The following is a 24,254-nucleotide window of genomic DNA, read 5'->3' on the forward strand; positions in this document are numbered from 1 at the left end:
GGTCAGGCTGCTGCGCCGTTGCCGCCGGACCCGCTGACCACGAGACCACGCTCGGCGAGGCCGTCGAAGATCCGCTGCGTGACCTCGTCGAGCGTGCCGATGCCGTCGATCTTGACCACGAGTCCCTGCTCCCGATACACGTCGAGGATCGGGGCGGTCTCGCGCTCGTAGATGGCGAGTCGGTTCGCGATGACCTCTTCGGTGTCGTCGGTGCGTCCCTGCTGCACGGCACGGTCGTGCAGACGCGTGATGCTCTCCTGCCGGGGGACGTCGAGCTCGATGACGGCATCGAGCGCCTCCCCGCGTGCGGAGAGGAACGCGGCGAGGTCGTCGACCTGGCCGCGGTTGCGGGGGTAGCCGTCGAGCAGGAAGCCGTCGGCGGCATCAGCCTGGGCGAGGCGGTCGCGCACGAGCTCGCTCGTGAGCTCGTCGGGCACGAGATCGCCCGCCTCGATGATCGCCTGGACGCGCTTGCCGAGCTCGGTTCCGTTGGCCACGTTTGCCCGGAAGATGTCGCCCGTGGCGACCTGCGGCACCCCGAAGGCCTCGGCGACGAGCACACCCTGCGTGCCCTTGCCGGAGCCCTGCGGGCCCACGATCAGGAAGCGCGCCGAACCGCTGGCGGACGCCGTCATCGCAGGAGCCCCTCGTAGTGCCGCTGCTGCAGCTGTGCGTCGATCTGCTTCACCGTCTCGAGGCCGACGCCCACGATGATCAGAATCGATGCGCCACCGAACGGGAAGTTCTGGTTCGCGCCGAAGGCCGAGAGGGCGATCAGCGGCAGCAGCGCGATGGCGCCGAGGTAGAGGGATCCCGGCAGCGTGATGCGGGTGAGCACGTAGTCGAGGTACTCCGCGGTCGGACGACCTGCACGGATGCCGGGGATGAATCCGCCGTACTTCTTCATGTTCTCGGCGACCTCATCGGGGTTGAACGTGATCGCGACGTAGAAGTACGTGAACCCGACGATGAGCAGGAAGTACAGGAGCATGTAGAGCGGGTGGTCGCCCTGCGTCAGGTAGTTCGTGATCCAGACGACCCAGGCCTGCGGCTCCTCGCCCTGCGCGGGCTGGTTGAACTGGGCGATGAGTGCGGGCAGGTAGAGCAGCGAGGACGCGAAGATGACGGGCACGACGCCGGCCATGTTCACCTTGATCGGGATGTACGTGTTGTTGCCGCCGTACGTGCGCCGGCCGACCATTCGCTTGGCGTACTGCACCGGAACCCGGCGCTGGGACTGCTCGACGAACACGACCGCGACGACCACGAGGAGTCCGACCGCGAGCACGACGAAGAAGGTGTCGAGGCCGCGCGCCTGGGCGATGGCCCACAGCGAGCCGGGGAAGCTCGAGGCGATCGAGGTGAAGATCAGCAGCGACATGCCGTTGCCGATGCCTCGCTCGGTGATGAGCTCGCCCATCCACATGATGAGGCCCGTACCGGCGGTCATGGTGATGACCATGAGGAGGATCGCGTACCAGGCGTCGTTCGTGATGAGCTGCGAACACGCGGGGTCACCCGAGGGGAACAGCGCACCTGAACGGGCGACCGTGATCAGCGTCGTCGACTGGAGCACGCCGAGGGCGATCGTCAGGTATCGCGTGTACTGCGTGAGGCGGCCCTGGCCCGACTGGCCCTCCTTGTAGAGGGTCTCGAAGTGGGGGATGACCACGCGGAGCAGCTGCACGATGATCGACGCGGTGATGTACGGCATGATGCCGAGCGCGAAGATCGACAGCTGGAGCAGCGCCCCGCCGGAGAACAGGTTGACGAGCTCGTAGAGGCCCGTCGTGGTCTGGCTTGCAGCGAGACACGCCTGCACGTTGCCGAAGTCCACGAACGGCGCCGGAATGAACGAGCCGAGCCGGAACAGGGCGACGATGCCCAGCGTGAACCCGAGCTTGCGGCGTAGATCCGGCGTGCGGAAGATCCGCCCGATGGCGTTGAACACTCGTCCTCCTGTTGCTCCGTCGTGGAGTCAGTCCAAATATGGGTCGAGCCTGTCGAGACCCCCGTGAATCATACGCGAGGTCCCGACAGGCTCGAACCGGTTGTGGTGCTTTGGTCTACTTGACCGAACCGCCGGCGGCGACGATCTTCTGCTCTGCAGAGCCGGAGACCTTGTCGACCGCGACGTTGAGCTTGACCTGGAGGTCTCCGTTGCCGAGGACCTTCACGCGCTCGTTCTTGCGGACGGCGCCCTTCTCCACCAGGTCGGCGATGGTGACGTCGCCGCCCTTCGGGTAGAGCTCCGCGAGCTTGTCCAGGTTCACGACCTGGTACTCCACGCGGAACGGGTTCTTGAAGCCGCGCAGCTTCGGCGCACGCATGTGGTACGGAAGCTGGCCACCCTCGAAACCGGGGCGGATGTTGTTGCGGGCCTTCGAGCCCTTGGTGCCACGACCGGCCGTCTTGCCCTTGGAACCCTCACCGCGTCCGACGCGGGTCTTGTCCTTCTTGGCACCGGGAGCCGGACGAAGGTGGTGCACCTTGAGCACGGGCTCGCGCTTCTCGGCGACATCCGCCTTCGGCGCTGCCTTCTTGGTGGCGGCGGCCTTCGCCGGGGCCTTCTTCGCGGGAGCCTTCTCGGCAGCCGTGTCGTCGGCCTTGGAGGCGGCGGCCTTCGCCGGAGCCTTCTTGGCGGCGGTCGCCTTGGGAGCGGCCTTCTCGGAGGCGGGCTTGGCGGCCGCCTTCTTCGCAGGAGCCTTCTTGGGGGCGTCTGCGGTGGCGTCGATCTTCTCGTCAGCCATTAGTCAATCTCCTCAACCTTCACGAGGTGAGCGACGGTGTTGACGTACCCGCGGTTCTGCGGGTTGTCCTCACGCACGACCGACTGGCCGATTCGCTTGAGACCGAGGCTGCGCAGCGTGTCACGCTGGTACTGCTTCTCGCTCACCTTGGACTTGATCTGGGTCACCTTGAGCTGCTTGGCCATCAGGCACCTGCCTTCGCTGCTGCGGCGGCCTCGGCCGCCTGCGCCTCGGCACGCAGCAGGCGGGCCGGAGCCACCTGGTCGTAGTCGAGACCACGACGGGCGGCCACGGCGCGCGGCTCCTCGAGCTGCTTCAGCGACTCGACGGTTGCGTGCACGATGTTGATCGTGTTCGACGAGCCGAGCGACTTCGACAGCACGTCGTGGATGCCCGCGCACTCGAGGACGGCGCGCACCGGACCACCGGCGATGACACCGGTACCGGGCGAAGCCGGACGCAGGAGGACGACACCGGCGGCCGCCTCACCCTGCACGGGGTGCGGGATGGTCGAACCGACGCGAGGCACGCGGAAGAAGTTCTTCTTCGCCTCCTCGACGCCCTTCGAGATCGCGGTCGGCACCTCGCGGGCCTTGCCGTAGCCGACGCCGACGAGTCCGTTGCCGTCGCCCACGACGACGAGCGCCGTGAAGCTGAAGCGACGGCCGCCCTTGACGACCTTCGACACGCGGTTGATGGTCACGACGCGCTCGAGGAACTGGCTCTTCTCGGCGTCGCGGCCACCGCGGTCGCGGCCACCCTGGTTGCGGTCACGACCGCCGCCACGGCGGTTGTCGCGCTCGTTGCGGGCGGGCTCGGAGGCTGCCGCCGTCTCGACGGGTGCCTCTGCAGTCACCTCGGTCTCCTTAACAGTGTTCTCACTCACAGGTTGAGCCCTGCCTCTCGCGCTCCATCGGCGATCGCTGCGACACGACCGGCGTACTTGTTGCCGCCGCGGTCGAAGACGACGGACTCGATGCCGGCCTTCTTCGCACGCTCTGCGACGAGCTCGCCGACCTTCTTGGCCTTGGCGGTCTTGTCACCTTCGAATGCACGGAGGTCTGCCTCCATGGTCGAGGCGCTGGCGACGGTCAGGCCCTTGCTGTCGTCGACGACCTGCACGAACACGTGACGGGCCGAACGGGTGACGACGAGGCGCGGGCGCAGCTCGGTGCCGACGACCTTCTTGCGAAGGCGGGTGTGGCGGCGCGAACGCGCAGCCGTCTTGGTCTTCACAGCCATGATTACTTACCTGACTTTCCGGCCTTGCGACGCACGACCTCGCCGGCGTAGCGGATGCCCTTGCCCTTGTAGGGCTCGGGCTTCTTGATCTTGCGGATGTTCGCGGCGGTCTCGCCCACGGCCTGCTTGTCGATGCCGGCGACCGTGATCTTGTTGTTGCCCTCGACGGTCAGCGTGATGCCTGCGGGCGGCTCGACCGTGACGGGGTGCGAGAAGCCGAGCGCGAACTCGACCGCGGAACCCTTCTGCGCGACGCGGTACCCGGTACCGACGATCTCGAGGCCCTTGGAGTAGCCCTGAGTGACGCCGATGATCTGGTTCGCGATCAGCGTGCGGGTGAGGCCGTGCAGCGAGCGCGACGCGCGCTCGTCATCGGGGCGGGTGATGAGAACCTGGTTCTCCTCGACCTTGGCCTCGATGGGCGACGCGATGGTGAGCGCGAGCTCGCCCTTGGGGCCCTTGACGGAGACGGCCGAGCCGTCGATCTTGACCTCGACACCGGCGGGGATGTCGATGGGGAGTCGTCCGATTCGTGACATGGAACTACCACACGTAGGCGAGGACTTCCCCACCCACGCCCTTCTTCTCGGCCTGGCGGTCGGTCAGAAGACCGCTGGAGGTGGACAGGATCGCGACGCCGAGGCCGCCGAGCACCTTGGGGATCTCGGTGGACTTCGCGTAGACGCGGAGGCCGGGCTTCGAGACGCGCTTGATGCCCGCGATCGAGCGCTCGCGGTTCGGGCCGAACTTGAGGGTCAGCGTGAGGTCCTTGCCGACGCGTGCGTCGGTCACCTCGAAGCCGGCGATGTAGCCCTCTTTGGTGAGGATCTCGGCGATGTGCGACTTCAGCTTCGAGTTCGGCATCTTCACGGTGTCGTGGTGCGCCGAGTTCGCGTTGCGAAGGCGGGTCAGCATGTCAGCGACCGGGTCGGTCATCGTCATGACAGATGTTTCCTAACGTTTCACCAGGTTTCAACACCCGTTACACGAGTGGTGACCTGTGGTGGTTGGCTCCGACGGATGTCGGGGCCGGGATCGGATGCCGCGGGGCTGGCCCCGCGGCATCCGAGGTTCAGTTGGAGGACTCGACCGAGGCCTTGAACGGGAACCCGAGCGCCTTGAGCAGCGCGCGGCCTTCCTCGTCGGTCTTGGCCGTCGTCACCACGGTGATGTCCATGCCGCGGACGCGGTCGATCTTGTCCTGGTCGATCTCGTGGAACACGGACTGCTCCGTGAGACCGAAGGTGTAGTTGCCGGTGCCGTCGAACTGCTTGTCCGAGAGACCGCGGAAGTCGCGGATACGGGGCAGCGCGAGCGAGAGCAGGCGGTCGAGGAACTCCCACATGCGGTCGCCACGGAGCGTGACGTGCGCGCCGATGGGCTGGCCCTCGCGCAGCTTGAACTGCGCGATGGACTTGCGTGCCTTGGTGACCTGCGGCTTCTGACCGGTGATCTTGGTGAGGTCCGCGATGGCACCGTCGATGACCTTGCCATCGCGTGCGGCCTCGCCGACGCCCATGTTCACGACGATCTTCACGAGACCCGGAACCTGGTGCACGTTGGTGTAGCCGTGCGCCTCGGTGAGGGTCTTCGAGATCTCGTCCCGGTACTTGGTCTTCAGTCGCGGCTGGATTTTGCCAGCCTGCGTAGCCGTGTCGGTCATCAGATGTCCTTGCCTGACTTCTTTGCGTAACGAACGCGGACCGTCTTGGTGACGCCGTCCTTCGTAACCTGCTCTTCGCGGAAGCCGACGCGGGTCGGCTTCTTCGTGTCGGGGTCGACGAGCGCCACGTTCGACACGTGGATCGGCGCCTCGTGGGTCTCGATGCCGCCGGTCTTCGAGCCGCGCTGCGTCTGGCCGACGCGCACGTGCTTGGTGACGAAGTTCACACCCTGCACGACGACGCGGTTCTCGGCGACGAGCACCTCGATGACTTCGCCCTGCTTGCCGCGGTCTCCGCCGCGGGCCTGGCTGCGGCCCGAGATGACCTGCACGAGGTCACCCTTCTTGATGTTGGCCATGACTAGATAACCTCCGGTGCCAGCGAGATGATCTTCATGAACTTCTTGTCGCGAAGCTCGCGACCGACCGGTCCGAAGATACGGGTGCCGCGAGGGTCACCATCGTTCTTCAGGATCACCGCGGCGTTCTCGTCGAACTTGATGTAGGAGCCGTCGGGACGACGGGTCTCCTTGACGGTGCGGACGATGACGGCCTTGACCACATCGCCCTTCTTGACGTTGCCGCCGGGGATCGCGTCCTTGACCGTGGCGACGATGACGTCACCCAGGCCGGCGTAGCGACGCTTCGACCCGCCGAGCACGCGAATGGTGAGCAGCTCCTTGGCGCCGGTGTTGTCGGCGACCTTGACTCGTGATTCCTGCTGAAGCACTGTTGTCTCCTTCTAACAAGCAAGCCCGAGGGCTTACTTGGCCTTCTCGACGATTTCGACGAGGCGCCAGCGCTTCGTGGCGGAGAGCGGACGGGTCTCGGTGATCACGACGAGGTCGCCGATGCCGGCGGAGTTCTGCTCGTCGTGGGCCTTGATCTTCGAGGTGCGGCGGATGACCTTGCCGTAGAGCGGGTGCTTCACGCGGTCCTCGACCTCGACGACGATGGTCTTCTCCATCTTGTCGCTGACGACGTAGCCACGACGAACCTTGCGGTACCCGCGAACGAGCTCGGCCGACTCGGCGACCTCGGCTGCAGCAGCCTTCTTGGTCTCAGCCATGATCAGGCCTCCTTCGTCTCTTCGGCCTCGGCCGGGGCAGCTGCCTCGGCCTTGGCCTTCTTCGTCTTCTTCTCAGCCTTGGCCGGAGCCTCGACCGGTGCGGGAGTGGCACGGATGCCGAGCTCGCGCTCACGGATGACCGTGTAGATGCGGGCGATGTCGCGCTTGACCGCGCGCAGGCGGCCATGGCTCTCGAGCTGACCGGTGGCCGACTGGAAGCGCAGGTTGAACAGCTCTTCCTTTGCCTTCTTCAGCTCGTCGACGAGTCGCTCGTCTTCAAAGGTGTCGAGCTCGGTGGTGGCGAGCTCCTTCGTTCCGACGGACATTATGCGTCGCCCTCCTCGCGCTTGATGATGCGTGCCTTGAGGGGCAGCTTGTGGATGGCACGGGTCATCGCCTCACGGGCGAGCTCCTCGGAGACGCCCGAGACCTCGAAGAGGACGCGACCCGGCTTGACGTTCGCGACCCACCACTCGGGCGAACCCTTACCGGAACCCATGCGGGTTTCGGCCGGCTTCTTCGTGAGCGGACGGTCGGGGTAGATGTTGATCCACACCTTGCCGCCACGCTTGATGTGACGCGTCATCGCGATACGAGCGGACTCGATCTGACGGTTGGTCACGTAAGCGGGCGTCAGCGCCTGGATGCCGTACTCACCGAAGGACACCTTGGTGCCACCGGTGGCCTGGCCCGAGCGGCCGGGGTGGTGCTGCTTGCGGTACTTGACTCGACGGGGAATCAACATGGTTATGCCTCAACTCCTGCTGCCACCGGCTCCTGCGCCTTGGGCGCACGGCGGGGACGGTCATTGCGGTCGCCGCCGCGCGAGGGCTTCTGCGAAGCCTGCTCCCGTGCGAGTTCCTTGTTGGTGATGTCGCCCTTGTAGATCCAGACCTTCACGCCGATGCGGCCGAAGGTGGTCTTGGCCTCGTAGAAGCCGTAGTCGATGTTCGCGCGAAGCGTGTGCAGGGGCACACGGCCTTCGCGGTAGAACTCCGAACGGCTCATCTCGGCGCCGCCGAGGCGGCCCGACACCTGGATCCGGATGCCCTTGGCGCCGGCGCGCTGAGCGCCCTGCAGGCCCTTGCGCATCGCGCGGCGGAACGCCACACGTGCGGAGAGCTGCTCGGCGATGCCCTGGGCCACCAGCTGGGCGTCGGCCTCGGGGTTCTTGACCTCGAGGATGTTGAGCTGGATCTGCTTGCCGGAGAGCTTCTCGAGGTCGGCGCGGATGCGCTCGGCCTCGGCGCCGCGGCGGCCGATCACGATGCCGGGACGAGCGGTGTGGATGTCCACACGCACGCGGTCACGGGTGCGCTCGATCTCGATGCGCGAGACTCCCGCGCGGTCGAGCGACGTCTGGAGCAGGCGACGGATCTTGACATCCTCAGCGAGGTAGTCGGCGTAGCGCTGTCCGGGCTTGGTCGAGTCGGAGAACCACCGCGACACATGGTCGGTGGTGATGCCGAGACGGAAGCCGTACGGGTTTACCTTCTGACCCATTACTTCGTACCCTCCTCGGGCGTGGCGAGCACGACGGTGATGTGGCTCGTTCGCTTGTTGATGCGGAAGGCACGACCCTGAGCACGCGGCTGGAAACGCTTGAGGGTGGTGCCCTCATCGACGAATGCGCGGCTGATGTAGAGGTCCTGCTCGTCCAGGTAGGTGTTCGTTGCATCGGCCTTGACGCGAGCGTTCGCGATGGCCGAGGCGACGAGCTTGTAGACCGGCTCGCTCGCACTCTGGGGTGCGAACTTCAGGATGGCGAGTGCCTCCTGTGCCTGCTTGCCGCGGATCAGGTTGACGACGCGACGGGCCTTCATGGGGGTCACGCGGATGTGTCGCACGCGTGCGATCGACTCCACCATTTCTCTCCTCCTTTTCGCCCCCGCGTCAGCGGCGGCGACCCTTCTTGTCGTCCTTCACGTGTCCACGGAAGGTGCGGGTGGGGGCGAACTCGCCGAGCTTGTGACCCACCATGGTCTCGGTGACGAACACCGGGATGTGCTTGCGGCCGTCGTGCACGGCGATCGTGTGCCCGAGCATGGCCGGGATGATCATCGAGCGACGGGACCACGTCTTGATGACGTTCTTGGAACCGGCTTCGTTCTGGACGACGACCTTGCGAAGCAGGTGCTCGTCGACGAAGGGGCCCTTCTTAAGACTGCGAGGCATCTTCTCTTACTCCTACTTGCGCTTCTTGCCGACGGTGCGACGACGGACGATGAGCTTGTCGCTGGGGAGGTCGCGCTTGCGCGTGCGGCCTTCCTTCTGACCCCAGGGGCTGACGGGGTGACGTCCACCGGAGGTCTTGCCCTCGCCACCACCGTGCGGGTGGTCGACCGGGTTCATGGCGACACCACGCACGGTCGGGCGGACGCCCTTCCAGCGCATGCGGCCGGCCTTGCCCCAGTTGATGTTCGACTGCTCGGCGTTGCCGACCTCGCCGATGGTCGCGCGGCAGCGCGCATCGACGTTGCGGATCTCGCCCGAGGGCAGACGCAGCTGGGCGTACGGGCCGTCCTTCGCCACGAGGCGAACGGAGGCGCCGGCCGAGCGGGCCATCTTGGCCCCGCCGCCGGGACGCAGCTCGATGGCGTGCACCACGGTACCGGTGGGGATGTTCTTCAGCGGCAGGTTGTTGCCGGGCTTGATGTCGGCGTTCGGGCCCGACTCGATCGGGTCGCCCTGCGACAGCTTCGCCGGAGCGAGGATGTAGCGCTTGGTGCCGTCTGCGAAGTGGAGCAGCGCGATGCGGGCGGTGCGGTTGGGGTCGTACTCGATGTGAGCGACCTTGGCCGGCACGCCGTCCTTGTCGTTGCGACGGAAGTCGATCACACGGTACTGGCGCTTGTGGCCACCACCGATGTGACGGGTCGTGATGCGACCCTGGTTGTTGCGTCCACCGGTCTTCGAGAGCGGCTTGAGCAGCGACTTCTCGGGCGTCGAGCGCGTGATCTCCGCGAAGTCGGCGACCGACGAACCGCGACGACCGGGGGTCGTGGGCTTGTACTTACGAATAGCCATGTTGTTCCTCTGCTCCCTAGCCGACAGCCGTGAAGATGTCGATCGAGCCGGACTTGAGGGTGACGATCGCGCGCTTGGTGTCCTTGCGCTTGCCCATGCCGAAACGCGTACGACGGGTCTTGCCCTGACGGTTCAGGGTGTTGATCGACGCCACCTGGACGTTGAAGATCTTCTCGATCGCGAGCTTGATCTCGGTCTTGTTCGAGCGGGGGTCCACGGTGAACGTGTACTTGCCCTCGTCGATCAGGCCGTAGCTCTTCTCCGAGACGACCGGCGCGATGATGATGTCGCGCGGGTCCTTGTTGTGTGCGGCGCTCATGCCGAGACCTCTTCCTTCTTCGCCGTCTTCGCGGCGATGAACGCCTCGAGCGCAGCGGTGCTGAAGACGATGTCGTCCGAGACGAGCACGTCGTAGGCGTTCAGCTGGTCGACCGACAGCACGTGCACGGTCGGGATGTTGCGGACGGCGCGCTCGGAGAGCTCCTCGCCGCGGTTCAGCACCACGAGGTGGCGCTTCGCCGGGGCGATCGACGTGAGGAGCGCGAGGGCGTCCTTCGTCTTGGCGACGTCGCCGGCGACGAACCCCTCGACCGCGTGGATGCGGCCACCGCGGGCGCGGTCGGAGAGCGCGCCGAGCAGGGCTGCGGCGATCATCTTCTTGGGGGTGCGCTGCGCGTAGTCACGCGGCTGCGGTCCGTGGACGATGCCACCACCGGTCATCTGAGGAGCGCGGATCGAGCCCTGACGAGCGCGGCCGGTGCCCTTCTGCTTGAACGGCTTGCGGCCGGCGCCGGAGACCTCACCACGGGTCTTGGTCTTGTGCGTGCCCTGACGCGCGGCGGCGAGCTGGGCGACGACGACCTGGTGGATCAGCGGCACGTTGGTCTGCACGTCGAAGAGCTCGGCGGGGAGCTCAACGGTGCCGGACTTCTTGCCGGTGGCGTCGAGGGTGTCGATGGTGTTGGTCGCGGTAGCCATGGACTACGCCCCCTTCACTGCGTTGCGGACGAAAACGAGACGGCCGCGTGCACCGGGAACGGCGCCCTTGACGAGCAGCAGACCCTTCTCGGCGTCGACGGCGTGCACGCGGAGGTTGAGCACGGTCACGCGCTCGCCACCCATGCGGCCGGCCATGCGCATGCCCTTGAAGACGCGGCTGGGCGTCGACGAGGCACCGATGGAACCGGGCTTGCGGTGGTTGCGGTGCGAACCGTGCGAGGCGGAGACGCCCTTGAAGTTGTGGCGCTTCATGACACCGGCGAAGCCCTTGCCCTTGCTCGTGCCGACGACGTCGACGAGCTGGCCGGCCTCGAAGGCACCCTCGACGGGGAGCTCCTGGCCGAGGGAGTACGACGCGGCGTCCGCGGTGCGGACCTCGGTCAGGTGGCGGCGGGGGGTCACGCCGGCGGCGGCGAAGTGGCCGGTCGCGGGCTGGTTGACCTTGCGCGGGTCGATGGCGCCTGCGGCGATCTGCACAGCTTCATAGCCGTCACGCTCGACGGTGCGGAGCTGGGTGACCACGTTGGGGGCGATCTCGATGACGGTCACGGGAACGAGCTTGTTGTTCTCGTCCCACACCTGGGTCATGCCGAGCTTGGTGCCGAGCAGACCCTTCACGTTCTTGGTAGCGGAAGACATCTGTTACCTCAGAGCTTGATCTCGATGTTGACGTCTGCCGGCAGGTCGAGACGCATGAGCGAGTCGACGGCCTTGGGCGTCGGGTCCACGATGTCGATGAGGCGCTTGTGGGTGCGCATCTCGAAGTGCTCGCGGCTGTCCTTGTACTTGTGGGGCGAACGGATGACGCACACCACGTTCTTCTCGGTCGGAAGCGGCACGGGGCCGACGACCGTGGCGCCCGCGCGGGTCACCGTGTCGACGATCTTGCGCGCCGAGGTGTCGATGACCTCGTGGTCATACGACTTCAGTCGAATGCGGATCTTCTGTCCCGCCATCTCGGACTCTCTCTCTGTCAAGGCGTCGTACCCCTTCCGAGGGCATTGGACGCCGCGTAGCGACTTCAGGTGAAGCAACCACTGTTCTTCTGTCAAAGGCCGTGATCGAGCCTGTCGAAACCACCGGTGCTCGGTGACCTCGGCACACCCGACCCGCAAGCCGGTCCCCGACCCCCGCGCTCGGGCGTGTCGTCCTGGCGGAAGACATGGAGTACCCAAGGCGCGTTGTGTGGGATTCGGTTCAGTCTGTTCTGCTGCCCGCGGCCTAACCTGACCCCTTGCGCCCCGTGACCTCGAGTCCGTGGACCTCGCGTCTGGGTGCGGGTGGTTATGCACTGCCTGGCAGTGATTCGAGCGCATGCCGTAGCGCGCGCTCGAAATGTTGAACTCACCAAGTTTGCCATATTCGGTGCATCCCTGCAACCCGGGCGTGTCGCGCACGCTCGCGGCCCATTCGATGTACCGGAACCCGGGGCCCTCGGTGGTTCGATGATCCCACGGAGGCCTGAGAAACCACCGGACGGCCGGGGTGAAGGGGCCGGCGGAGTCCGCACCCGTGATGGAATCGAGGCATGGCGACCGACGAAGAAGACCTCACCCCCGCGCACCGCATCAGCGACCGGATCGGGCCGGGCAGCGTATCCGTGGTCCGGACCGGCGACCGCACCTTCGAGGGGCTGAACGAACGCGGCTCCGTCATCCGGATCGGCCATGTCGAAGCCGAGGGCCACTTCACCCCCGGCGAGCTGCTGAAGCTCGCCCTGGCGGCCTGCGCAGGCATGAGCGCCGACCGGGTCATCGCCCGCCGGCTCGGTGCGGATGTCGAGTACACCGTCTGGGCGCACGGCACATCGGAGCCCGACAACCGCTACGACCGCATCGTCGAGGAGCTGCTCCTCCCCCTCGGCACGCTCGACGCCGATGAGCGCGCCAAGCTCGAGCACCTCATCGACGCCTCGATCGACCGCAGCTGCACGGTGGCTCGGAGCGTCGAGGCCGACATCGACCTCGAGCGCGTGATCGTCGACACCGACGCCTGACGCCGCGCACGCGGCATCCGCTTCACCGCCCTGAGCTGTGGTGGCAGGCCTGCATCTCCTCCGCGGCCACCTGCGGCGCGAACGAGCCGGTCACCACCACGCCGACGAGCACGACCGCGAACGCGGCCACGACGACGCGCGGGTGCGCCCCGATGCGACCCGTCCGACGACGGAATGGATCCTCGATCCAGCGCTTCGAACCCCACGCCACCGCGACCGAGAGCGCCACGAGGAGCACCATGAGCCACGGCGGGCTCGGCATGCCGATGAGCATCGGCGTGAACATGAAGATCGGCCAGTGCCATAGGTAGAGGGAGTACGAGATGTCTCCCACCCATTGCACCGGCGCGAGGCCGGCGATCGGGGCGACCGACCACTTGGGCTCCGGCATCCCGGCCCAGATGACGGCGACCGTCCCGGCCACCGGCAGCAGGACCCAGACGCCGGGGAACGCCGTCACGTCCTGGAAGGTGACGATGGGGATCGCGATGAGCGCGAGACCCGCCCAGGACGCCACCGCCCTGAGGCGTTGTCCGCCGCCGAGCCGCGCCCGGTTCGACCCGAGCCAGAGTGCGAGCAGGCCGCCGACCCCGAACTCCCACGCCCGCCCGAGCGTCGAGAAGTACGCGAGGTTGTGATCCTGGGCGGTGAGCGCCAGGGAGCCGATGAACGAGGCCGCCGTCGTCGCCCCGAGCACGATCGCGAGCACGGGGACCACTCGGCCTCGACGCCACCGCGCGAAGAAGAGTGCGGCGAGGATCAGGAACGGCCAGACGAGGTAGAACTGCTCCTCGACCGAGAGCGACCAGAAGTGCTGCACGGGCGTGGACTCCAGGTCGGCGTACGCGGGCGTCTGGGAGTCGATCGCCAGGCGCCAGTTCTCGACATAGAAGGCGCTGGCGACGATCTCGCGGAAGTACGCGGACCAATCGCCATACGGCGCGAGCACGACCGTGAGGACCGACACCGCCGCGAGCACCACCATCGCGGCCGGCAGGATGCGCCTCGCGCGGCGCAGGTAGAAGCCCGAGAGCGAGAGACCCCCGGTGCGCTCGACCTCGCGCACGAGGAGCGCCGTGATGAGGAACCCCGAGACGACGAAGAACACGTCCACGCCCATGTATCCGGCCGGGGCCACGGCGGGCCATCCGTGATGGAGCACGACGGCCGTGACGGCGAGGGCCCGGAGCGCTTGGACCTCGGGCCTGATCGTCGTCGTCCTTCGATCGGGCTGGTCGTTTGTCATTCACTCGAGCGTAACCCTCATATGGGGGGTCACGCCATGACCGCCGGGTTACGACCAGCCGTGAATCCGGTGGACGCCGCCGGCCGGGCCTGCACGGGTGCGCACGGCGGGCGGGCGGGCGGGTTGGCGGGTTGGAGCGAAGCCCCAGGAACGACAGAACGGGGCCGGGCCCGAAGGCCCGACCCCGTTCAAGGTCGCGATCGCGAAGGACTTACTTGATGACCTTCGTGACGGTACCGGCGCCGACGGTGCGGCCACCCTCGCGGATGGCGAAGCCGAGGCCCTCCTCCATGGCGATCGGCTGGATCAGCGCAACCGTCATGTCGGTGGTGTCGCCGGGCATGACCATCTCGGTGCCCTCGGGCAGCGTGATGACGCCGGTGACGTCGGTGGTGCGGAAGTAGAACTGCGGACGGTAGTTCGCGTAGAACGGGTTGTGACGCCCACCCTCATCCTTGGACAGGATGTACGCGGTGCCCTCGAAGTCCGTGTGCGGGGTGACCGAGCCGGGGGCCACGACGACCTGGCCGCGCTCGACGTCCTCGCGCTTGGTACCACGGAGCAGGAGACCGCAGTTCTCGCCGGCCCAGGCCTCGTCGAGCTGCTTGTGGAACATCTCGATACCCGTGACCGTGGTCTTCTGCGTCGGGCGGATGCCGACGATCTCGACCTCGGAGTTGATCTTCAGCGTGCCACGCTCGGCGCGGCCCGTGACGACGGTGCCACGACCGGTGATCGTGAAGACGTCTTCAACCGGCATGAGGAAGGGCTTGTCACGGTCGCGCACCGGGTCCGGCACGGACTCGTCGACAGCGGTCATGAGCTCGAGGACCGAGTCGGCCCACTTCTCGTCGCCCTCGAGAGCCTTGAGGCCCGAGACGCGCACGACGGGAGCGTTGTCGCCGTCGAAGCCCTGGCTCGAGAGCAGCTCGCGAACCTCGAGCTCGACAAGCTCCAGGATCTCCTCGTCGTCGACCATGTCGGACTTGTTCAGCGCGACGAGCAGGTACGGAACGCCGACCTGCTTGGCGAGCAGCACGTGCTCACGCGTCTGAGCCATCGGGCCGTCGGTGGCGGCGACCACGAGGATCGCGCCGTCCATCTGAGCCGCACCGGTGATCATGTTCTTGATGTAGTCGGCGTGACCAGGAGCATCGACGTGCGCGTAGTGGCGCTTCGGCGTCTCGTACTCGACGTGCGAGATGTTGATCGTGATGCCGCGCTGACGCTCTTCGGGAGCCGAGTCGATCGACGCGAAGTCGCGCTGAACGTTGGTCGCCGAGGGGTACTTGTCAGCAAGCACCTTCGAGATCGCCGCGGTGAGCGTGGTCTTGCCGTGGTCGACGTGACCGATCGTTCCGATGTTGACGTGCGGCTTGGTCCGCTCGAACTTGGCCTTAGCCACTGTGGGTCCTCCTCAGGACTCGTGTAGAGCCCCCGGGCGCTGGATTGCGACCGACGGTCTACGGGGTTTGTAGATATGTTACGCGAACCGGCTGGCTCGTGCGTCGGAGGGCTACTCGCCCTTGTTCTTCTGGACGATCTCGTCGGCGACAGCCTTCGGGACCTCCGCGTAGCTCTCGAACTCCATCGAGTACACCGCACGGCCCGAGGTCTTGGACCGCAGGTCGCCGATGTAGCCGAACATCTCCGAGAGCGGGACGTGCGCACGCACGACCTTCACGCCTGCGGCATCCTCCATGGACTGGATCTGACCGCGACGCGAGTTCAGGTCGCCGATGACATCACCCATGTATTCCTCAGGGGTGCGGACCTCGACGGACATGAGCGGCTCGAGCAGGACGGGGTTCGCCTTCCGAGCGGCTTCCTTGAAGCCCATCGAGCCGGCGATCTTGAACGCCATCTCCGAGGAGTCGACGTCGTGCGCGGCACCATCGAGGATCGTCGCCTTCACGCCGACCATCGGGTACCCGGCCAGGATGCCGTACTGCATGGCGTCCTGGAAACCGGCGTCGATCGAGGGGATGTACTCGCGCGGGATGCGGCCACCGGAGACCTTGTTCTCGAACTCGTAGGTCTTGTCGCCCTCGATCTCGAGGGGCGCGATCGCGAACTGGATCTTCGCGAACTGGCCCGAGCCACCCGTCTGCTTCTTGTGGGTGTAGTCGTGCTTCTCGACGGTCCGCTTGATGGTCTCGCGGTACGCGACCTGGGGCTTGCCGACGTTGGCCTCGACGTTGAACTCGCGCTTCATGCGGTCGACGAGGATGTCGAGGTGCAGCTCGCCCATTCCCTTGATGACCGTCTGGCCGGTCTCCTGGTTCTGCTCCGTGCGGAAGGTCGGGTCCTCCTCGGCGAGCTTCTGGATCGCGGTGCCGAGCTTCTCCTGGTCGGCCTTCGTCTTCGGCTCGATGGCGACCTCGATGACGGGCTCGGGGAAGGTCATCGACTCGAGCACGACCTGGTTGGCCGGGTCGCACAGGGTGTCACCGGTGGTGGTGTCCTTGAGTCCGATGACCGCGTAGATGTTGCCGGCGGTGACCGACTCGACGGGGATCTCCTTGTTGGCGTGCATCTGGAAGATCTTGCCGATGCGCTCCTTCTTGCCCTTGGTCGAGTTGATGACCTGGGCACCGCTGTCGAGGCGGCCGGAGTAAACGCGGACGTAGGTGAGACGACCGAAGAACGGGTGCACGGCCACCTTGAACGCGAGAGCCGTGAACGGCTCGGTCGCGTCTGCGTGACGCATGACGACCTTCTCCTCGTCGCGAGCGTCGTGCGCCTCGATGGCGGGGACGTCGAGCGGCGACGGAAGGTAGTCGATGACGGCATCGAGCATGGGCTGCACACCGCGGTTCTTGAACGCGGAGCCGCAGAGCACGGGGTAGATCTCGCCATTGACGGTGAGCTTGCGGATCGCGGCCTTGATCTCGGCCACGGTCAGCTCTTCGCCGCCGAAGTACTTCTCCATGAGGTCATCGCTCGTCTCGGCGACGGTCTCGAGCAGCGCGGTGCGGTACTCGGCGGCCTTGTCGACGAGGTCGGCGGGGATCTCCTCGATGGCGTACTTGGCGCCCATCTCGACGTCACCCTTGGCATCGCCGCGCCAGGTGAGCGCGCGCATCTCGACCAGGTCGACGACGCCCTCGAAGCTCGACTCGGCACCGATCGGCAGCTGCAGCACGAGCGGCTTGGCGCCGAGGCGGCTGACGATGGTGTCGACGGTGAAGTAGAAGTCGGCGCCCAGCTTGTCCATCTTGTTGACGAAGCAGATGCGGGGCACTTCGTACTTGTCGGCCTGACGCCAGACGGTCTCGGACTGGGGCTCGACGCCCTCCTTGCCGTCGAAGACGGCGACCGCACCGTCGAGCACGCGGAGCGAACGCTCCACCTCGACCGTGAAGTCCACGTGGCCGGGGGTGTCGATGATGTTGATCTGGTTCTTGTTCCAGAAGCAGGTCACGGCGGCAGACGTGATCGTGATGCCGCGCTCCTTCTCCTGCTCCATCCAGTCGGTCGTCGAGGCACCGTCGTGGGTCTCGCCGATCTTGTGGTTGACGCCCGTGTAGAACAGGATGCGCTCGGTCGTGGTGGTCTTGCCGGCATCGATGTGCGCCATGATGCCGATGTTGCGGACCTTGTTCAGGTCAGTGAGCACGTCTTGTGCCACGGGGGTTCCTCCGGATGTTCAGGAACGAAAGGGGAAGGGGAGCGGATGCCGCGAGCCGAGGCCTGCGGCATCCGCTCGGCCTGCTACCAGCGGTAGTGGGCGAATGCGCGGTTCGACTCGGCCATCTTGTGCGTGTCTTCACGACGCTTGACGGCTGCACCGAGGCTGTTGGACGCGTCGAGGATCTCGTTGGTGAGACGCTCGGTCATCGTCTTCTCGCGACGGGCCTTCGCGTAGCTCGTGAGCCAGCGGAGGGCGAGGGTGTTGGCGCGGTGCGGCTTGACCTCGACGGGGACCTGGTAGGTCGAACCGCCGACGCGGCGCGAACGCACCTCGAGGGTCGGGCGCACGTTGTCGAGCGCCTTCTTGAGCACGGTGACGGCGTCCTGGCCGGACTTGGTGGCCACGTTCTCGAGCGCTTCGTACACGATGCGCTGAGCGAGGTCCTTCTTGCCGTCGACGAGGATCTTGTTGACGAGCTGGCTGACGACCGGCGACCCGTAGACGGGGTCGGCGACGACGGGGCGCTTCGGAGCGGGTCCCTTGCGAGGCATTACTTCTTCTCCATCTTCGCGCCGTACTTGCTGCGACCCTGCTTGCGGCTCTTCACGGCCTGCGTGTCGAGTGCGCCGCGGACGATCTTGTAACGGACACCCGGGAGGTCCTTCACGCGGCCGCCGCGGATGAGCACCATCGAGTGCTCCTGCAGGTTGTGGCCCTCACCGGGGATGTAGGCGGTGACCTCGGTGCCGTTGGAGAGCTTCACACGGGCGACCTTGCGGAGCGCGGAGTTCGGCTTCTTCGGGGTGGTGGTGTACACACGCGTGCACACGCCGCGCTGCTGGGGGTTGGCCTTCAGGGCGGGCGCCTTGGTCTTCGTGACCTTGGGCGAGCGACCCTTGCGGACCAACTGCTGAATGGTTGGCACTGCTTCTCCTTGTTGGTGCTGCACGGTGACAGCGTTTGATGGATTCACATCACGACCCACCGATCACGCAGAACTGCGTGATCATGTCAGTGGTGGGTATGCCGTGGGGGCGAACCGCACGATGGCGCGGCAGCCCTGAGTGAGCACGCCGAAACGCGCACACCCGATCTATGGTAATGCCGCGTAACGTTGCGGTCAAATGGGAGCGGATGCCGCGAGGTGGGGCCGTGCTCAGAACAGGCCGCGCCGCAGCCCGTCGATGGCTGCCTCCTCGTCGAGGATGCCCCGCCGGCATGCGAGCCGCACCCCCTCGACCACCCCCGCTCGGCGCCGTCGCGCGAGCAGCTCCCCGCCCGCGCCGGCTTCGTTCTCCCCGATGACGCGGCCGGCCGCGGCGCAGAGCTCGTCGTCGAGCCGGTCGAGGGTCTCGAACATCGCGTCGTCGGATGCCCGATGACGCCGCGCCATCGACTCGTCGGATGCCGCGTCGCCGCTGCGCCGGTGCACGACGGCGTCGACCGTGAAGAGCACTGCGGCTGCAGCGAACATCAGCACGCCGAGGACGACCGGCACCGCGGGGAAGAAGGCCTCGTCGATCCAGCGGGGCACCAGGACCACGAGGCCGATCAGGGAGACGACGGCGAGTGCGATGGACAGGCCCCGGTTGGCGCGCAGGGCCGCCGGGCGGAACATCCGCGGCTCGGCCAGCACGAACCAGAGCGCCGCCGCGAGCGAGAGCATGCCGCCCAGCATCGCGGCGAGCTCGAGGTCGTCGATGATCCAGCCGCGACCGCGTCGTACCCGGAAGACCAGGGCGGTGCCGCCGGCCGATGCGAGGAATCCGACCACGAACGTCCACGTGGGTGCCTTCCGAGCGCGCGGCCACCGGTCGGTCGGGGAACGGCGGTCAGGTGCCGCGTCGTGGCCGCCGACGCGGTCGGGTGCCTCGCGCGAGGCGGATCCATGCCCGGCGACCGCATCACGGCGCAGCGCATCCTCCTCTAGCAGCTCGTCGAGGCGCTCGGCCGTGGAGTCCGTCGCGACCGCCCGCTGGAGTCCGAGCATGAACCTGGCCACACCGTCGCCGTCGTCGAGCCCGTCGAGCACGGCCCTTCGGGCACGCTCCCGCGCCGGCTCGTCCGACGGGTCGGGAGAGCCGGCCACCTCGTCGGCCTCGGGGACGTTGGCGAGCACGGTGCGCCAGGGCGCCGCCCGCCCGTCCCGCGACATCGCGCTCAGGACGGCCACCCCGGCGAGTCGAGCTCTCGGTCGAGATCGGCGAGCATGTCGGCGACCTGCGGCTCGATGAGCCGTTCGACGGCATTGCCGATGCGGTAGCGGTGCTGCGCGAGCTCGACGCAGATGCGTCGACCCAGTTGCTTGGCGAACTCGTCGGCCAGCCGCACCTCCTCGCGGAGCGCGTCCTTCTCCTCGGGGGTGAAGGGGCGCGGCGCCGGCTCGGCCGCTTCGGCCGCTGCAGCCTCCTCGAGCCCGCCGAGCGTGAAGAGGAACGGCTGGTCGGCGACCGGCTCGGGGTCCACGTCGAGGCCCGCGTACTCGGGGTCCAGGCCCTCCCCCGCGCGATACGGCCGACGGGACTTGCGCTCCTCGGCGAGCCGGATCTCGCGATGCAGCATCGGCAGGTTGCGCGCGGTGTAGTCGTCGACGGCGAGGTCGATGACGCCCTTCATGCGCATGGAGAAGGAGTGCTGCACCGGATGGGGCACGTCGACGTCGAGGCCCGCGGCCGCGAGGATCGGCGAGCCGAAGCAGCGCTGGCAGAGGCGCACGCGAGCACGGTGCGTGCCCGGTCGCCATCGCGGCAGCCACTGCAGCCAACGATCGACCTCGTGGCTCACGCGCGCCTCGATCGAACCCTCCACGGGGTTCACGATAGCGCCGTGCGTGCGCAGACGCTCCGACGCGACGGTCGACTGGCGCGGCGCGGCGGCTCCGGCGCGCGCGTCCGCGGCCGGGCGGGGCCGCTTGCGGCCCGGCGGGGCTGCTTGCGGCCGAGTCGGGCGGCGGGCGGCCGAGCCGGGCGGCATCTCATGGAGAATGGCGCCATGGGCGCGGCATCCGGGACATACGAGACGATCGCCGGCCGCGTCGAGACCGAACTCGAGGTCGAGCGGTCACGGTTCATCTGCACGATCGCTCGCGTTGCGACCGAGGATGCCGCGCGCGAGCTGATCGCGTCGGTGCGCGCCGCGGCGCCGAAGGCCCGACATCACTGCAGCGCGTTCCGCATCGGACCGGACGGCGAGCTCGCCAGGTCGAACGATGACGGCGAACCGTCGGGGACGGCCGGGCAGCCCATGCTGGAGGCGCTGCGCGGCGAGGGCCTGTCCGACGTCGTCGCGGTCGTCACCCGGTACTTCGGCGGCGTGCTGCTCGGGACGGGCGGGCTGATGCGCGCGTACACGGCGTCGGTGCAGTCCGGGGTTGCGGCGGCGACCCGGGTGCTGCGGAGCCTCCGTACGACCGTGGAGATCCACGCCGACTACGAACGCGGCCCGGCGCTCGAGGCCGAACTCCGGCGCCTCGGCCACCCGCCCGTTCGCGTCGAGTACGGTGCGGACATGCGCCTCGACGTGGCGGTGCCGCCCGAGCAGGTCGCGGCGTTCCAGGCGCGCATCGCCGAGCTCACCGCGGGCGTGGTTCCGACCGACGTGGCGGGAACGACCTACGTCGACGACCCGGCCTGACGCGCATCCGTCACTCGACGTCGTCGTGCTCCCACGGCCAGCGAGGACGCGCCATGCCGTGCCCGCGACCGCGTGCGACGAGCACCGCGAACACCGCGACCACGACCGCGGCGACCGGGACGAGCAGGCCGAACCAGCCCAGGCCGAACAGCGTGCCGAACGCGACCGACTGCATGACGGAGCCGGTCGACGAGAGCAGGTGCCCGAGGATCGCGACGGCCACGAGCACGAGCCAGCTCACCACCGCCGAGATCACGACCGTCGCGGCCATGCGCTCGGGTCGCGCGAGGCGGACGCCCAGCACGACCAGGACGGCGAGCACGGATGCCCCGACCGCGACCGGGACGACGAGGACGCCGACGCTGCGATCGGCCACGACCTCGACATCGGCGAGGAGGCTCACGAAGCCGAACGCGCACACCACGATCGCGAGGTCGAGCGCGGCGGCGAAGCCGGCGACGACCCAGGCGGTGCGGCGCGGATCCATGTGATCGAGCGTACGCGCTGAACGGGCGGGCCGGTCGGGGCGTCGTCGAGTCAGCCTGTCACGCGTCAGCGCGTCAACCGGTCAGCGTTCGCCTCTCAGCCGTTCACCGACCAGCCGGGGAACCCGGCGCAGCCGTCGGTGAGGCGGATGAAGCCGTCCTGCTTGTCGGTCAGGATGGCGTAGGACTTGGCCCCGTCACCGGCGTCGACGGCCTCGCCCATGCGGTCGAGGTTGCGGAGCGCCGTCGGCAGCCAGTCGCGGAACGGGCCCGCCGGCAGGCCGGAGGCGTCCTCCGCGAGGATGCTGCGGACGGCGCCGATCGCGCGCGACAGCTCGGGCAGGTCCTGCGAACGGTAGACCGCCGCGAGGCTCATGGCGACGAGCTCGGTGACGGGCTGTCGCAGCCGCTCGCAGCGCTGTTCGATCGTGTCGGCCATCAGCGGTTGCCGCCCCGGTCGATGTCGAACTTCTCGGGCGGGGTCCGCACGCCGTCGCGGAACGCCCCGAGCCCGGCCTCGAAGTCGACGGACGAGCCGACGAACAGCGCGGACTCATCGGGGGCGACGTAGATCTTGCCGCCGCCGCGAACCGCGTGGACGAGGCAGACGCCCAGCCCGTCGGGAAGCTGGATGACGTTCAGCGTCGGGGCGTCGGTGAGCTTCGCGAACAGCGATCGCCCGACCGAGACGAGTCGATCTTCGTCGGCGGCATCCGTGGGCGACGAAGGACCGAAGTCGATCACCTTGCGGACCTCGGGTTGGCCGGCGAGCTGCGCGATGACCGCGAGGTGCTCGTAGAGCCCGCCACGCTGCAGGTGCTCGGCGTCGGGCCGACCGCCGAGGGCGAGCAACGGGACGAACCCGTAGCACTCCTCGAACCCGGGAATGCCCTCACGGTCGCGTGCCGCCGGATACGGCTCCCACTCCCACGCCTCGTCGCGCTGCGCCGGGTCCTCGATGTGGGCGACGAGCTCGTCGAAGCTCGTGTCCTGGATCACGTCCAGGGCACCGAAGCGCGGCTTCACGACGAGGTACAGGCCGTTGGCGTACGCGATCACATCGGCGAGGGCCGTCGTGAACAGCACCGTCGCGCCGTCGGGCAGGCTCAGCACGTCGGCGAGCATCTCGGCGGAACGGGCGGGATCGACCACGCGGAAGAAGCCGTCGGCACCGACGAAGCCCGCGCCCTGCGAGCGCCAGAGTTCGGCGACCTCGGGGGGCACCTGCGCGCGATAGCGCTCAATCGTCTCGTCGCTGATCGGTGCGACCGGGTCGAATGTGCGGAACGAGGTCATCGTGGCCTTCCTCCAGGAACACGGGCGGCGGATGCCTCGCGCCGAACCCGAACGGACGGTGGCCGAGCCACCCCGGCGAGTCTATCGAGCGGGAGCGATCCCGCGACGGGGAGCGCTCCCCATCACCCTCGCTCCGGGAATGCGACGTGTGGTCAGGCGTCGCGCGCGCGGTACGGCGGGATCTCGACTCCGGCGTCGGAGAAGGGACGCACGAGCACGTCGTACTGCTCCTCGGTCAGCTTCTCACGCTTGAGGATCGCGCGCGCCGCCGTCTGGATGACCGCGTACGCCTCCATCATCATGCCGTCGAGTTCATCGGCGCGCGCGCGGAGCGCGGTGTTGAGCCGATGCTCGAGGTCGGCGTTCTCGCTCGCCGACGGGGCGGCCGCACGGCTCGCGTCCTTCCCGCCCTCGGTACGAAGGTCGACCTGGCGATCGAACGCCGCCGCGAGCACCTGCGGAGAAAGGGCGACCGCCCGTTCGACGAAGGCGATCGTCACGTCATCCAGCATCGGGGTTCCCTTCGGTCGTCTCATCCGAGCGTACCCGCCGGGGCGTCGTCACCTGCGAACGCGGCGCCCGCGTCTCAGTCGATCGGTGGTTCAGCGCCCGCCACCGGCGACATCGCGCGAATCTTCAGACGGTTCGGCAGGATCTGCTCTTCTCGTACAGTCCCGGAGGCTTTGTCGATGAAGATCGCGAGATCGTCCCAACGTTCGAATTCGTCGTGGCCATCGACGATGGAACTCACGCGAGCCCCAGACGGGCAAGTAGTCGTCGGTGTCCTCGTACCAGCCCGCGACGTGCAAGGTCCCCGCAATCGCCGGCGGACGTTCCACGAAGTGCCGATCCAGCACCGAGCGCGCCTCCTCGATCGTCAGCGTCTTCATTCGCCTGAATCGTGGTCTGCGCGATGGGACATGCAGCTCACCCTGCGCCGGTGACCGGCGTCATGTCATGGATCTTCCGCAGGCTCTCGAGTTGCCGCTCTTCCCGCACCGTGCCACTTCGCTTGTCGATGAACAGCACGAAGTTGTCCATGCGTCCGTACGTCGGATCACCGTCGACGTAGAACTCCCGGGCACCCCAGACGGGCAGGTAATCGTCGTCATCCTCGTACCAGCCGTCGAGATGCAGCGTCCCGCGCATGGGGAGGGGATGCTCCCGGACGTACCCATCGAATGCAGCTCGGGCCTCATCGATCGTCAGCACCG

At 67.5% G+C, this 24,254-nt stretch carries 37 protein-coding genes; 2 read left to right on the forward strand and 35 right to left on the reverse strand.

Translation table 11 applies throughout. The features are described 5' to 3' along the window. Positions 1 to 2: 2 nt before the first annotated feature. The 22 genes from GQQ95_RS16890 to rpsJ all read right to left on the reverse strand — a co-directional run bounded on the left by GQQ95_RS16890 (position 3) and on the right by rpsJ (position 11,706). Entirely contained in the window at positions 3 to 635 is a 633-nt protein-coding gene (locus GQQ95_RS16890; RefSeq protein ID WP_157428784.1) for an adenylate kinase, read from the reverse strand. Further along, complete coding sequence (gene secY / locus GQQ95_RS16895) at positions 632 to 1,951, reverse strand: preprotein translocase subunit SecY (RefSeq protein WP_157428785.1); 1,320 nt, start codon at positions 1,949 to 1,951, stop codon at positions 632 to 634. The genes GQQ95_RS16890 and secY overlap by 4 nt, the downstream gene beginning before the upstream one ends. A gap of 115 nt (positions 1,952 to 2,066) precedes the next feature. Further along, positions 2,067 to 2,750: a 50S ribosomal protein L15 gene (gene rplO / locus GQQ95_RS16900; protein WP_157428786.1), complete on the reverse strand. Its 684-nt coding sequence runs from the start codon at positions 2,748 to 2,750 to the stop codon at positions 2,067 to 2,069. Next, on the reverse strand, positions 2,750 to 2,935 hold the full coding sequence (gene rpmD, locus GQQ95_RS16905) for a 50S ribosomal protein L30 (protein ID WP_055860148.1): 186 nt from the start codon (positions 2,933 to 2,935) through the stop codon (positions 2,750 to 2,752). Before rpmD ends, rplO begins: the two co-directional genes overlap by 1 nt. After that, positions 2,935 to 3,606, reverse strand: coding sequence for a 30S ribosomal protein S5 (rpsE, locus tag GQQ95_RS16910; RefSeq protein ID WP_372493386.1), 672 nt, complete (start codon positions 3,604 to 3,606; stop codon positions 2,935 to 2,937). The genes rpmD and rpsE overlap by 1 nt, the downstream gene beginning before the upstream one ends. A gap of 26 nt (positions 3,607 to 3,632) precedes the next feature. Next, positions 3,633 to 3,992 (reverse strand): 50S ribosomal protein L18, encoded by a 360-nt coding sequence (gene rplR / locus GQQ95_RS16915; protein WP_157428787.1) that lies wholly within the window; start codon positions 3,990 to 3,992, stop codon positions 3,633 to 3,635. Between the two features lie 2 nt (positions 3,993 to 3,994). Then, positions 3,995 to 4,531 carry a 50S ribosomal protein L6 gene (gene rplF, locus GQQ95_RS16920; protein ID WP_157428788.1) on the reverse strand — a complete coding sequence of 179 codons (537 nt, stop codon included), beginning with the start codon at positions 4,529 to 4,531 and terminating at the stop codon, positions 3,995 to 3,997. Between the two features lie 4 nt (positions 4,532 to 4,535). Then, positions 4,536 to 4,934, reverse strand: coding sequence for a 30S ribosomal protein S8 (gene rpsH / locus GQQ95_RS16925; RefSeq protein ID WP_157428789.1), 399 nt, complete (start codon positions 4,932 to 4,934; stop codon positions 4,536 to 4,538). Between the two features lie 130 nt (positions 4,935 to 5,064). Further along, entirely contained in the window at positions 5,065 to 5,655 is a 591-nt protein-coding gene (gene rplE, locus GQQ95_RS16930; protein ID WP_157428790.1) for a 50S ribosomal protein L5, read from the reverse strand. Then, complete coding sequence (gene rplX, locus GQQ95_RS16935) at positions 5,655 to 6,014, reverse strand: 50S ribosomal protein L24 (RefSeq protein ID WP_157428791.1); 360 nt, start codon at positions 6,012 to 6,014, stop codon at positions 5,655 to 5,657. The genes rplE and rplX overlap by 1 nt, the downstream gene beginning before the upstream one ends. Before the next feature lie 2 nt (positions 6,015 to 6,016). Beyond that, positions 6,017 to 6,385, reverse strand: a complete 369-nt coding sequence (gene rplN, locus GQQ95_RS16940) for a 50S ribosomal protein L14 (protein ID WP_156999952.1) — start codon at positions 6,383 to 6,385, stop codon at positions 6,017 to 6,019. 33 nt (positions 6,386 to 6,418) lie between these two features. Further along, a complete protein-coding gene (gene rpsQ / locus GQQ95_RS16945) occupies positions 6,419 to 6,724 on the reverse strand; it encodes a 30S ribosomal protein S17 (protein WP_156999951.1) in 306 nt (101 codons plus the stop codon). A gap of 2 nt (positions 6,725 to 6,726) precedes the next feature. After that, positions 6,727 to 7,050 (reverse strand): 50S ribosomal protein L29, encoded by a 324-nt coding sequence (rpmC, locus tag GQQ95_RS19785; RefSeq protein WP_157428792.1) that lies wholly within the window; start codon positions 7,048 to 7,050, stop codon positions 6,727 to 6,729. Next, entirely contained in the window at positions 7,050 to 7,469 is a 420-nt protein-coding gene (gene rplP / locus GQQ95_RS16955) for a 50S ribosomal protein L16 (RefSeq protein ID WP_022889731.1), read from the reverse strand. Before rplP ends, rpmC begins: the two co-directional genes overlap by 1 nt. 2 nt (positions 7,470 to 7,471) lie before the next feature. Next, positions 7,472 to 8,227 carry a 30S ribosomal protein S3 gene (gene rpsC / locus GQQ95_RS16960; protein ID WP_157428793.1) on the reverse strand — a complete coding sequence of 252 codons (756 nt, stop codon included), beginning with the start codon at positions 8,225 to 8,227 and terminating at the stop codon, positions 7,472 to 7,474. Beyond that, complete coding sequence (gene rplV, locus GQQ95_RS16965) at positions 8,227 to 8,592, reverse strand: 50S ribosomal protein L22 (RefSeq protein ID WP_055860181.1); 366 nt, start codon at positions 8,590 to 8,592, stop codon at positions 8,227 to 8,229. Before rplV ends, rpsC begins: the two co-directional genes overlap by 1 nt. Before the next feature lie 25 nt (positions 8,593 to 8,617). Continuing rightward, positions 8,618 to 8,899 carry a 30S ribosomal protein S19 gene (gene rpsS, locus GQQ95_RS16970; RefSeq protein ID WP_022889728.1) on the reverse strand — a complete coding sequence of 94 codons (282 nt, stop codon included), beginning with the start codon at positions 8,897 to 8,899 and terminating at the stop codon, positions 8,618 to 8,620. Between the two features lie 12 nt (positions 8,900 to 8,911). Further along, on the reverse strand, positions 8,912 to 9,751 hold the full coding sequence (gene rplB, locus GQQ95_RS16975) for a 50S ribosomal protein L2 (RefSeq protein ID WP_157428794.1): 840 nt from the start codon (positions 9,749 to 9,751) through the stop codon (positions 8,912 to 8,914). A 16-nt stretch (positions 9,752 to 9,767) separates the two neighbouring features. Continuing rightward, complete coding sequence (gene rplW, locus GQQ95_RS16980) at positions 9,768 to 10,070, reverse strand: 50S ribosomal protein L23 (RefSeq protein ID WP_022889726.1); 303 nt, start codon at positions 10,068 to 10,070, stop codon at positions 9,768 to 9,770. Beyond that, positions 10,067 to 10,729 carry a 50S ribosomal protein L4 gene (gene rplD / locus GQQ95_RS16985; RefSeq protein ID WP_157428795.1) on the reverse strand — a complete coding sequence of 221 codons (663 nt, stop codon included), beginning with the start codon at positions 10,727 to 10,729 and terminating at the stop codon, positions 10,067 to 10,069. The genes rplW and rplD overlap by 4 nt, the downstream gene beginning before the upstream one ends. A 3-nt stretch (positions 10,730 to 10,732) precedes the next feature. Continuing rightward, positions 10,733 to 11,389: a 50S ribosomal protein L3 gene (rplC, locus tag GQQ95_RS16990; protein ID WP_156999946.1), complete on the reverse strand. Its 657-nt coding sequence runs from the start codon at positions 11,387 to 11,389 to the stop codon at positions 10,733 to 10,735. Positions 11,390 to 11,397: 8 nt separating this feature from the next. Continuing rightward, the gene (gene rpsJ, locus GQQ95_RS16995) at positions 11,398 to 11,706 is read right to left on the reverse strand and encodes a 30S ribosomal protein S10 (protein WP_017201594.1); all 309 of its coding nucleotides are present in this window, start codon (positions 11,704 to 11,706) and stop codon (positions 11,398 to 11,400) included. A gap of 572 nt (positions 11,707 to 12,278) precedes the next feature. Between rpsJ and GQQ95_RS17000 the strand changes: the two genes are divergently transcribed. Continuing rightward, positions 12,279 to 12,746: an OsmC family protein gene (locus GQQ95_RS17000; protein WP_157428796.1), complete on the forward strand. Its 468-nt coding sequence runs from the start codon at positions 12,279 to 12,281 to the stop codon at positions 12,744 to 12,746. Positions 12,747 to 12,768: 22 nt separating this feature from the next. On the opposite strand, the gene GQQ95_RS17005 is transcribed toward GQQ95_RS17000, so the two are convergent. The 7 genes from GQQ95_RS17005 to GQQ95_RS17035 form a co-directional block, all read right to left on the reverse strand. Then, entirely contained in the window at positions 12,769 to 13,992 is a 1,224-nt protein-coding gene (locus GQQ95_RS17005) for an acyltransferase family protein (RefSeq protein WP_157428797.1), read from the reverse strand. 211 nt (positions 13,993 to 14,203) lie between these two features. After that, a complete protein-coding gene (gene tuf / locus GQQ95_RS17010) occupies positions 14,204 to 15,397 on the reverse strand; it encodes an elongation factor Tu (protein ID WP_157428798.1) in 1,194 nt (397 codons plus the stop codon). Positions 15,398 to 15,508: 111 nt separating this feature from the next. Continuing rightward, on the reverse strand, positions 15,509 to 17,623 hold the full coding sequence (gene fusA, locus GQQ95_RS17015) for an elongation factor G (protein ID WP_157428799.1): 2,115 nt from the start codon (positions 17,621 to 17,623) through the stop codon (positions 15,509 to 15,511). Between the two features lie 83 nt (positions 17,624 to 17,706). Then, a complete protein-coding gene (gene rpsG, locus GQQ95_RS17020; protein ID WP_055860217.1) occupies positions 17,707 to 18,177 on the reverse strand; it encodes a 30S ribosomal protein S7 in 471 nt (156 codons plus the stop codon). After that, positions 18,177 to 18,551: a 30S ribosomal protein S12 gene (gene rpsL / locus GQQ95_RS17025; RefSeq protein WP_022883289.1), complete on the reverse strand. Its 375-nt coding sequence runs from the start codon at positions 18,549 to 18,551 to the stop codon at positions 18,177 to 18,179. The genes rpsG and rpsL overlap by 1 nt, the downstream gene beginning before the upstream one ends. Before the next feature lie 231 nt (positions 18,552 to 18,782). Continuing rightward, on the reverse strand, positions 18,783 to 19,799 hold the full coding sequence (locus GQQ95_RS17030) for a hypothetical protein (RefSeq protein ID WP_157428800.1): 1,017 nt from the start codon (positions 19,797 to 19,799) through the stop codon (positions 18,783 to 18,785). Beyond that, positions 19,787 to 20,434, reverse strand: a complete 648-nt coding sequence (locus tag GQQ95_RS17035) for a spermidine/putrescine ABC transporter substrate-binding protein (protein WP_157428801.1) — start codon at positions 20,432 to 20,434, stop codon at positions 19,787 to 19,789. Before GQQ95_RS17035 ends, GQQ95_RS17030 begins: the two co-directional genes overlap by 13 nt. Before the next feature lie 183 nt (positions 20,435 to 20,617). On the opposite strand from GQQ95_RS17035, the gene GQQ95_RS17040 reads away from it, so the two are divergent. Continuing rightward, entirely contained in the window at positions 20,618 to 21,259 is a 642-nt protein-coding gene (locus tag GQQ95_RS17040) for a YigZ family protein (protein ID WP_157428802.1), read from the forward strand. A gap of 10 nt (positions 21,260 to 21,269) precedes the next feature. Here GQQ95_RS17040 and GQQ95_RS17045 read toward each other — a convergent pair whose 3' ends face one another. The 6 genes from GQQ95_RS17045 to GQQ95_RS17070 all read right to left on the reverse strand — a co-directional run bounded on the left by GQQ95_RS17045 (position 21,270) and on the right by GQQ95_RS17070 (position 24,252). After that, a complete protein-coding gene (locus GQQ95_RS17045; RefSeq protein ID WP_157428803.1) occupies positions 21,270 to 21,746 on the reverse strand; it encodes a DUF6121 family protein in 477 nt (158 codons plus the stop codon). 95 nt (positions 21,747 to 21,841) lie between these two features. Next, positions 21,842 to 22,183 (reverse strand): hypothetical protein, encoded by a 342-nt coding sequence (locus tag GQQ95_RS17050; protein WP_157428804.1) that lies wholly within the window; start codon positions 22,181 to 22,183, stop codon positions 21,842 to 21,844. Continuing rightward, positions 22,183 to 23,040: a T6SS immunity protein Tdi1 domain-containing protein gene (locus GQQ95_RS17055; RefSeq protein WP_157428805.1), complete on the reverse strand. Its 858-nt coding sequence runs from the start codon at positions 23,038 to 23,040 to the stop codon at positions 22,183 to 22,185. The genes GQQ95_RS17050 and GQQ95_RS17055 overlap by 1 nt, the downstream gene beginning before the upstream one ends. Before the next feature lie 152 nt (positions 23,041 to 23,192). Further along, the gene (locus GQQ95_RS17060) at positions 23,193 to 23,552 is read right to left on the reverse strand and encodes a hypothetical protein (protein ID WP_157428806.1); all 360 of its coding nucleotides are present in this window, start codon (positions 23,550 to 23,552) and stop codon (positions 23,193 to 23,195) included. A 74-nt stretch (positions 23,553 to 23,626) separates the two neighbouring features. After that, complete coding sequence (locus GQQ95_RS17065) at positions 23,627 to 23,791, reverse strand: hypothetical protein (protein WP_157428807.1); 165 nt, start codon at positions 23,789 to 23,791, stop codon at positions 23,627 to 23,629. A gap of 176 nt (positions 23,792 to 23,967) precedes the next feature. Continuing rightward, positions 23,968 to 24,252, reverse strand: a complete 285-nt coding sequence (locus tag GQQ95_RS17070) for a hypothetical protein (RefSeq protein ID WP_157428808.1) — start codon at positions 24,250 to 24,252, stop codon at positions 23,968 to 23,970. Positions 24,253 to 24,254: the final 2 nt, after the last annotated feature.

This window comes from Agromyces salentinus, assembly GCF_009749395.1.
Taxonomy (GTDB): Bacteria; Actinomycetota; Actinomycetes; order Actinomycetales; family Microbacteriaceae; genus Agromyces; species Agromyces salentinus.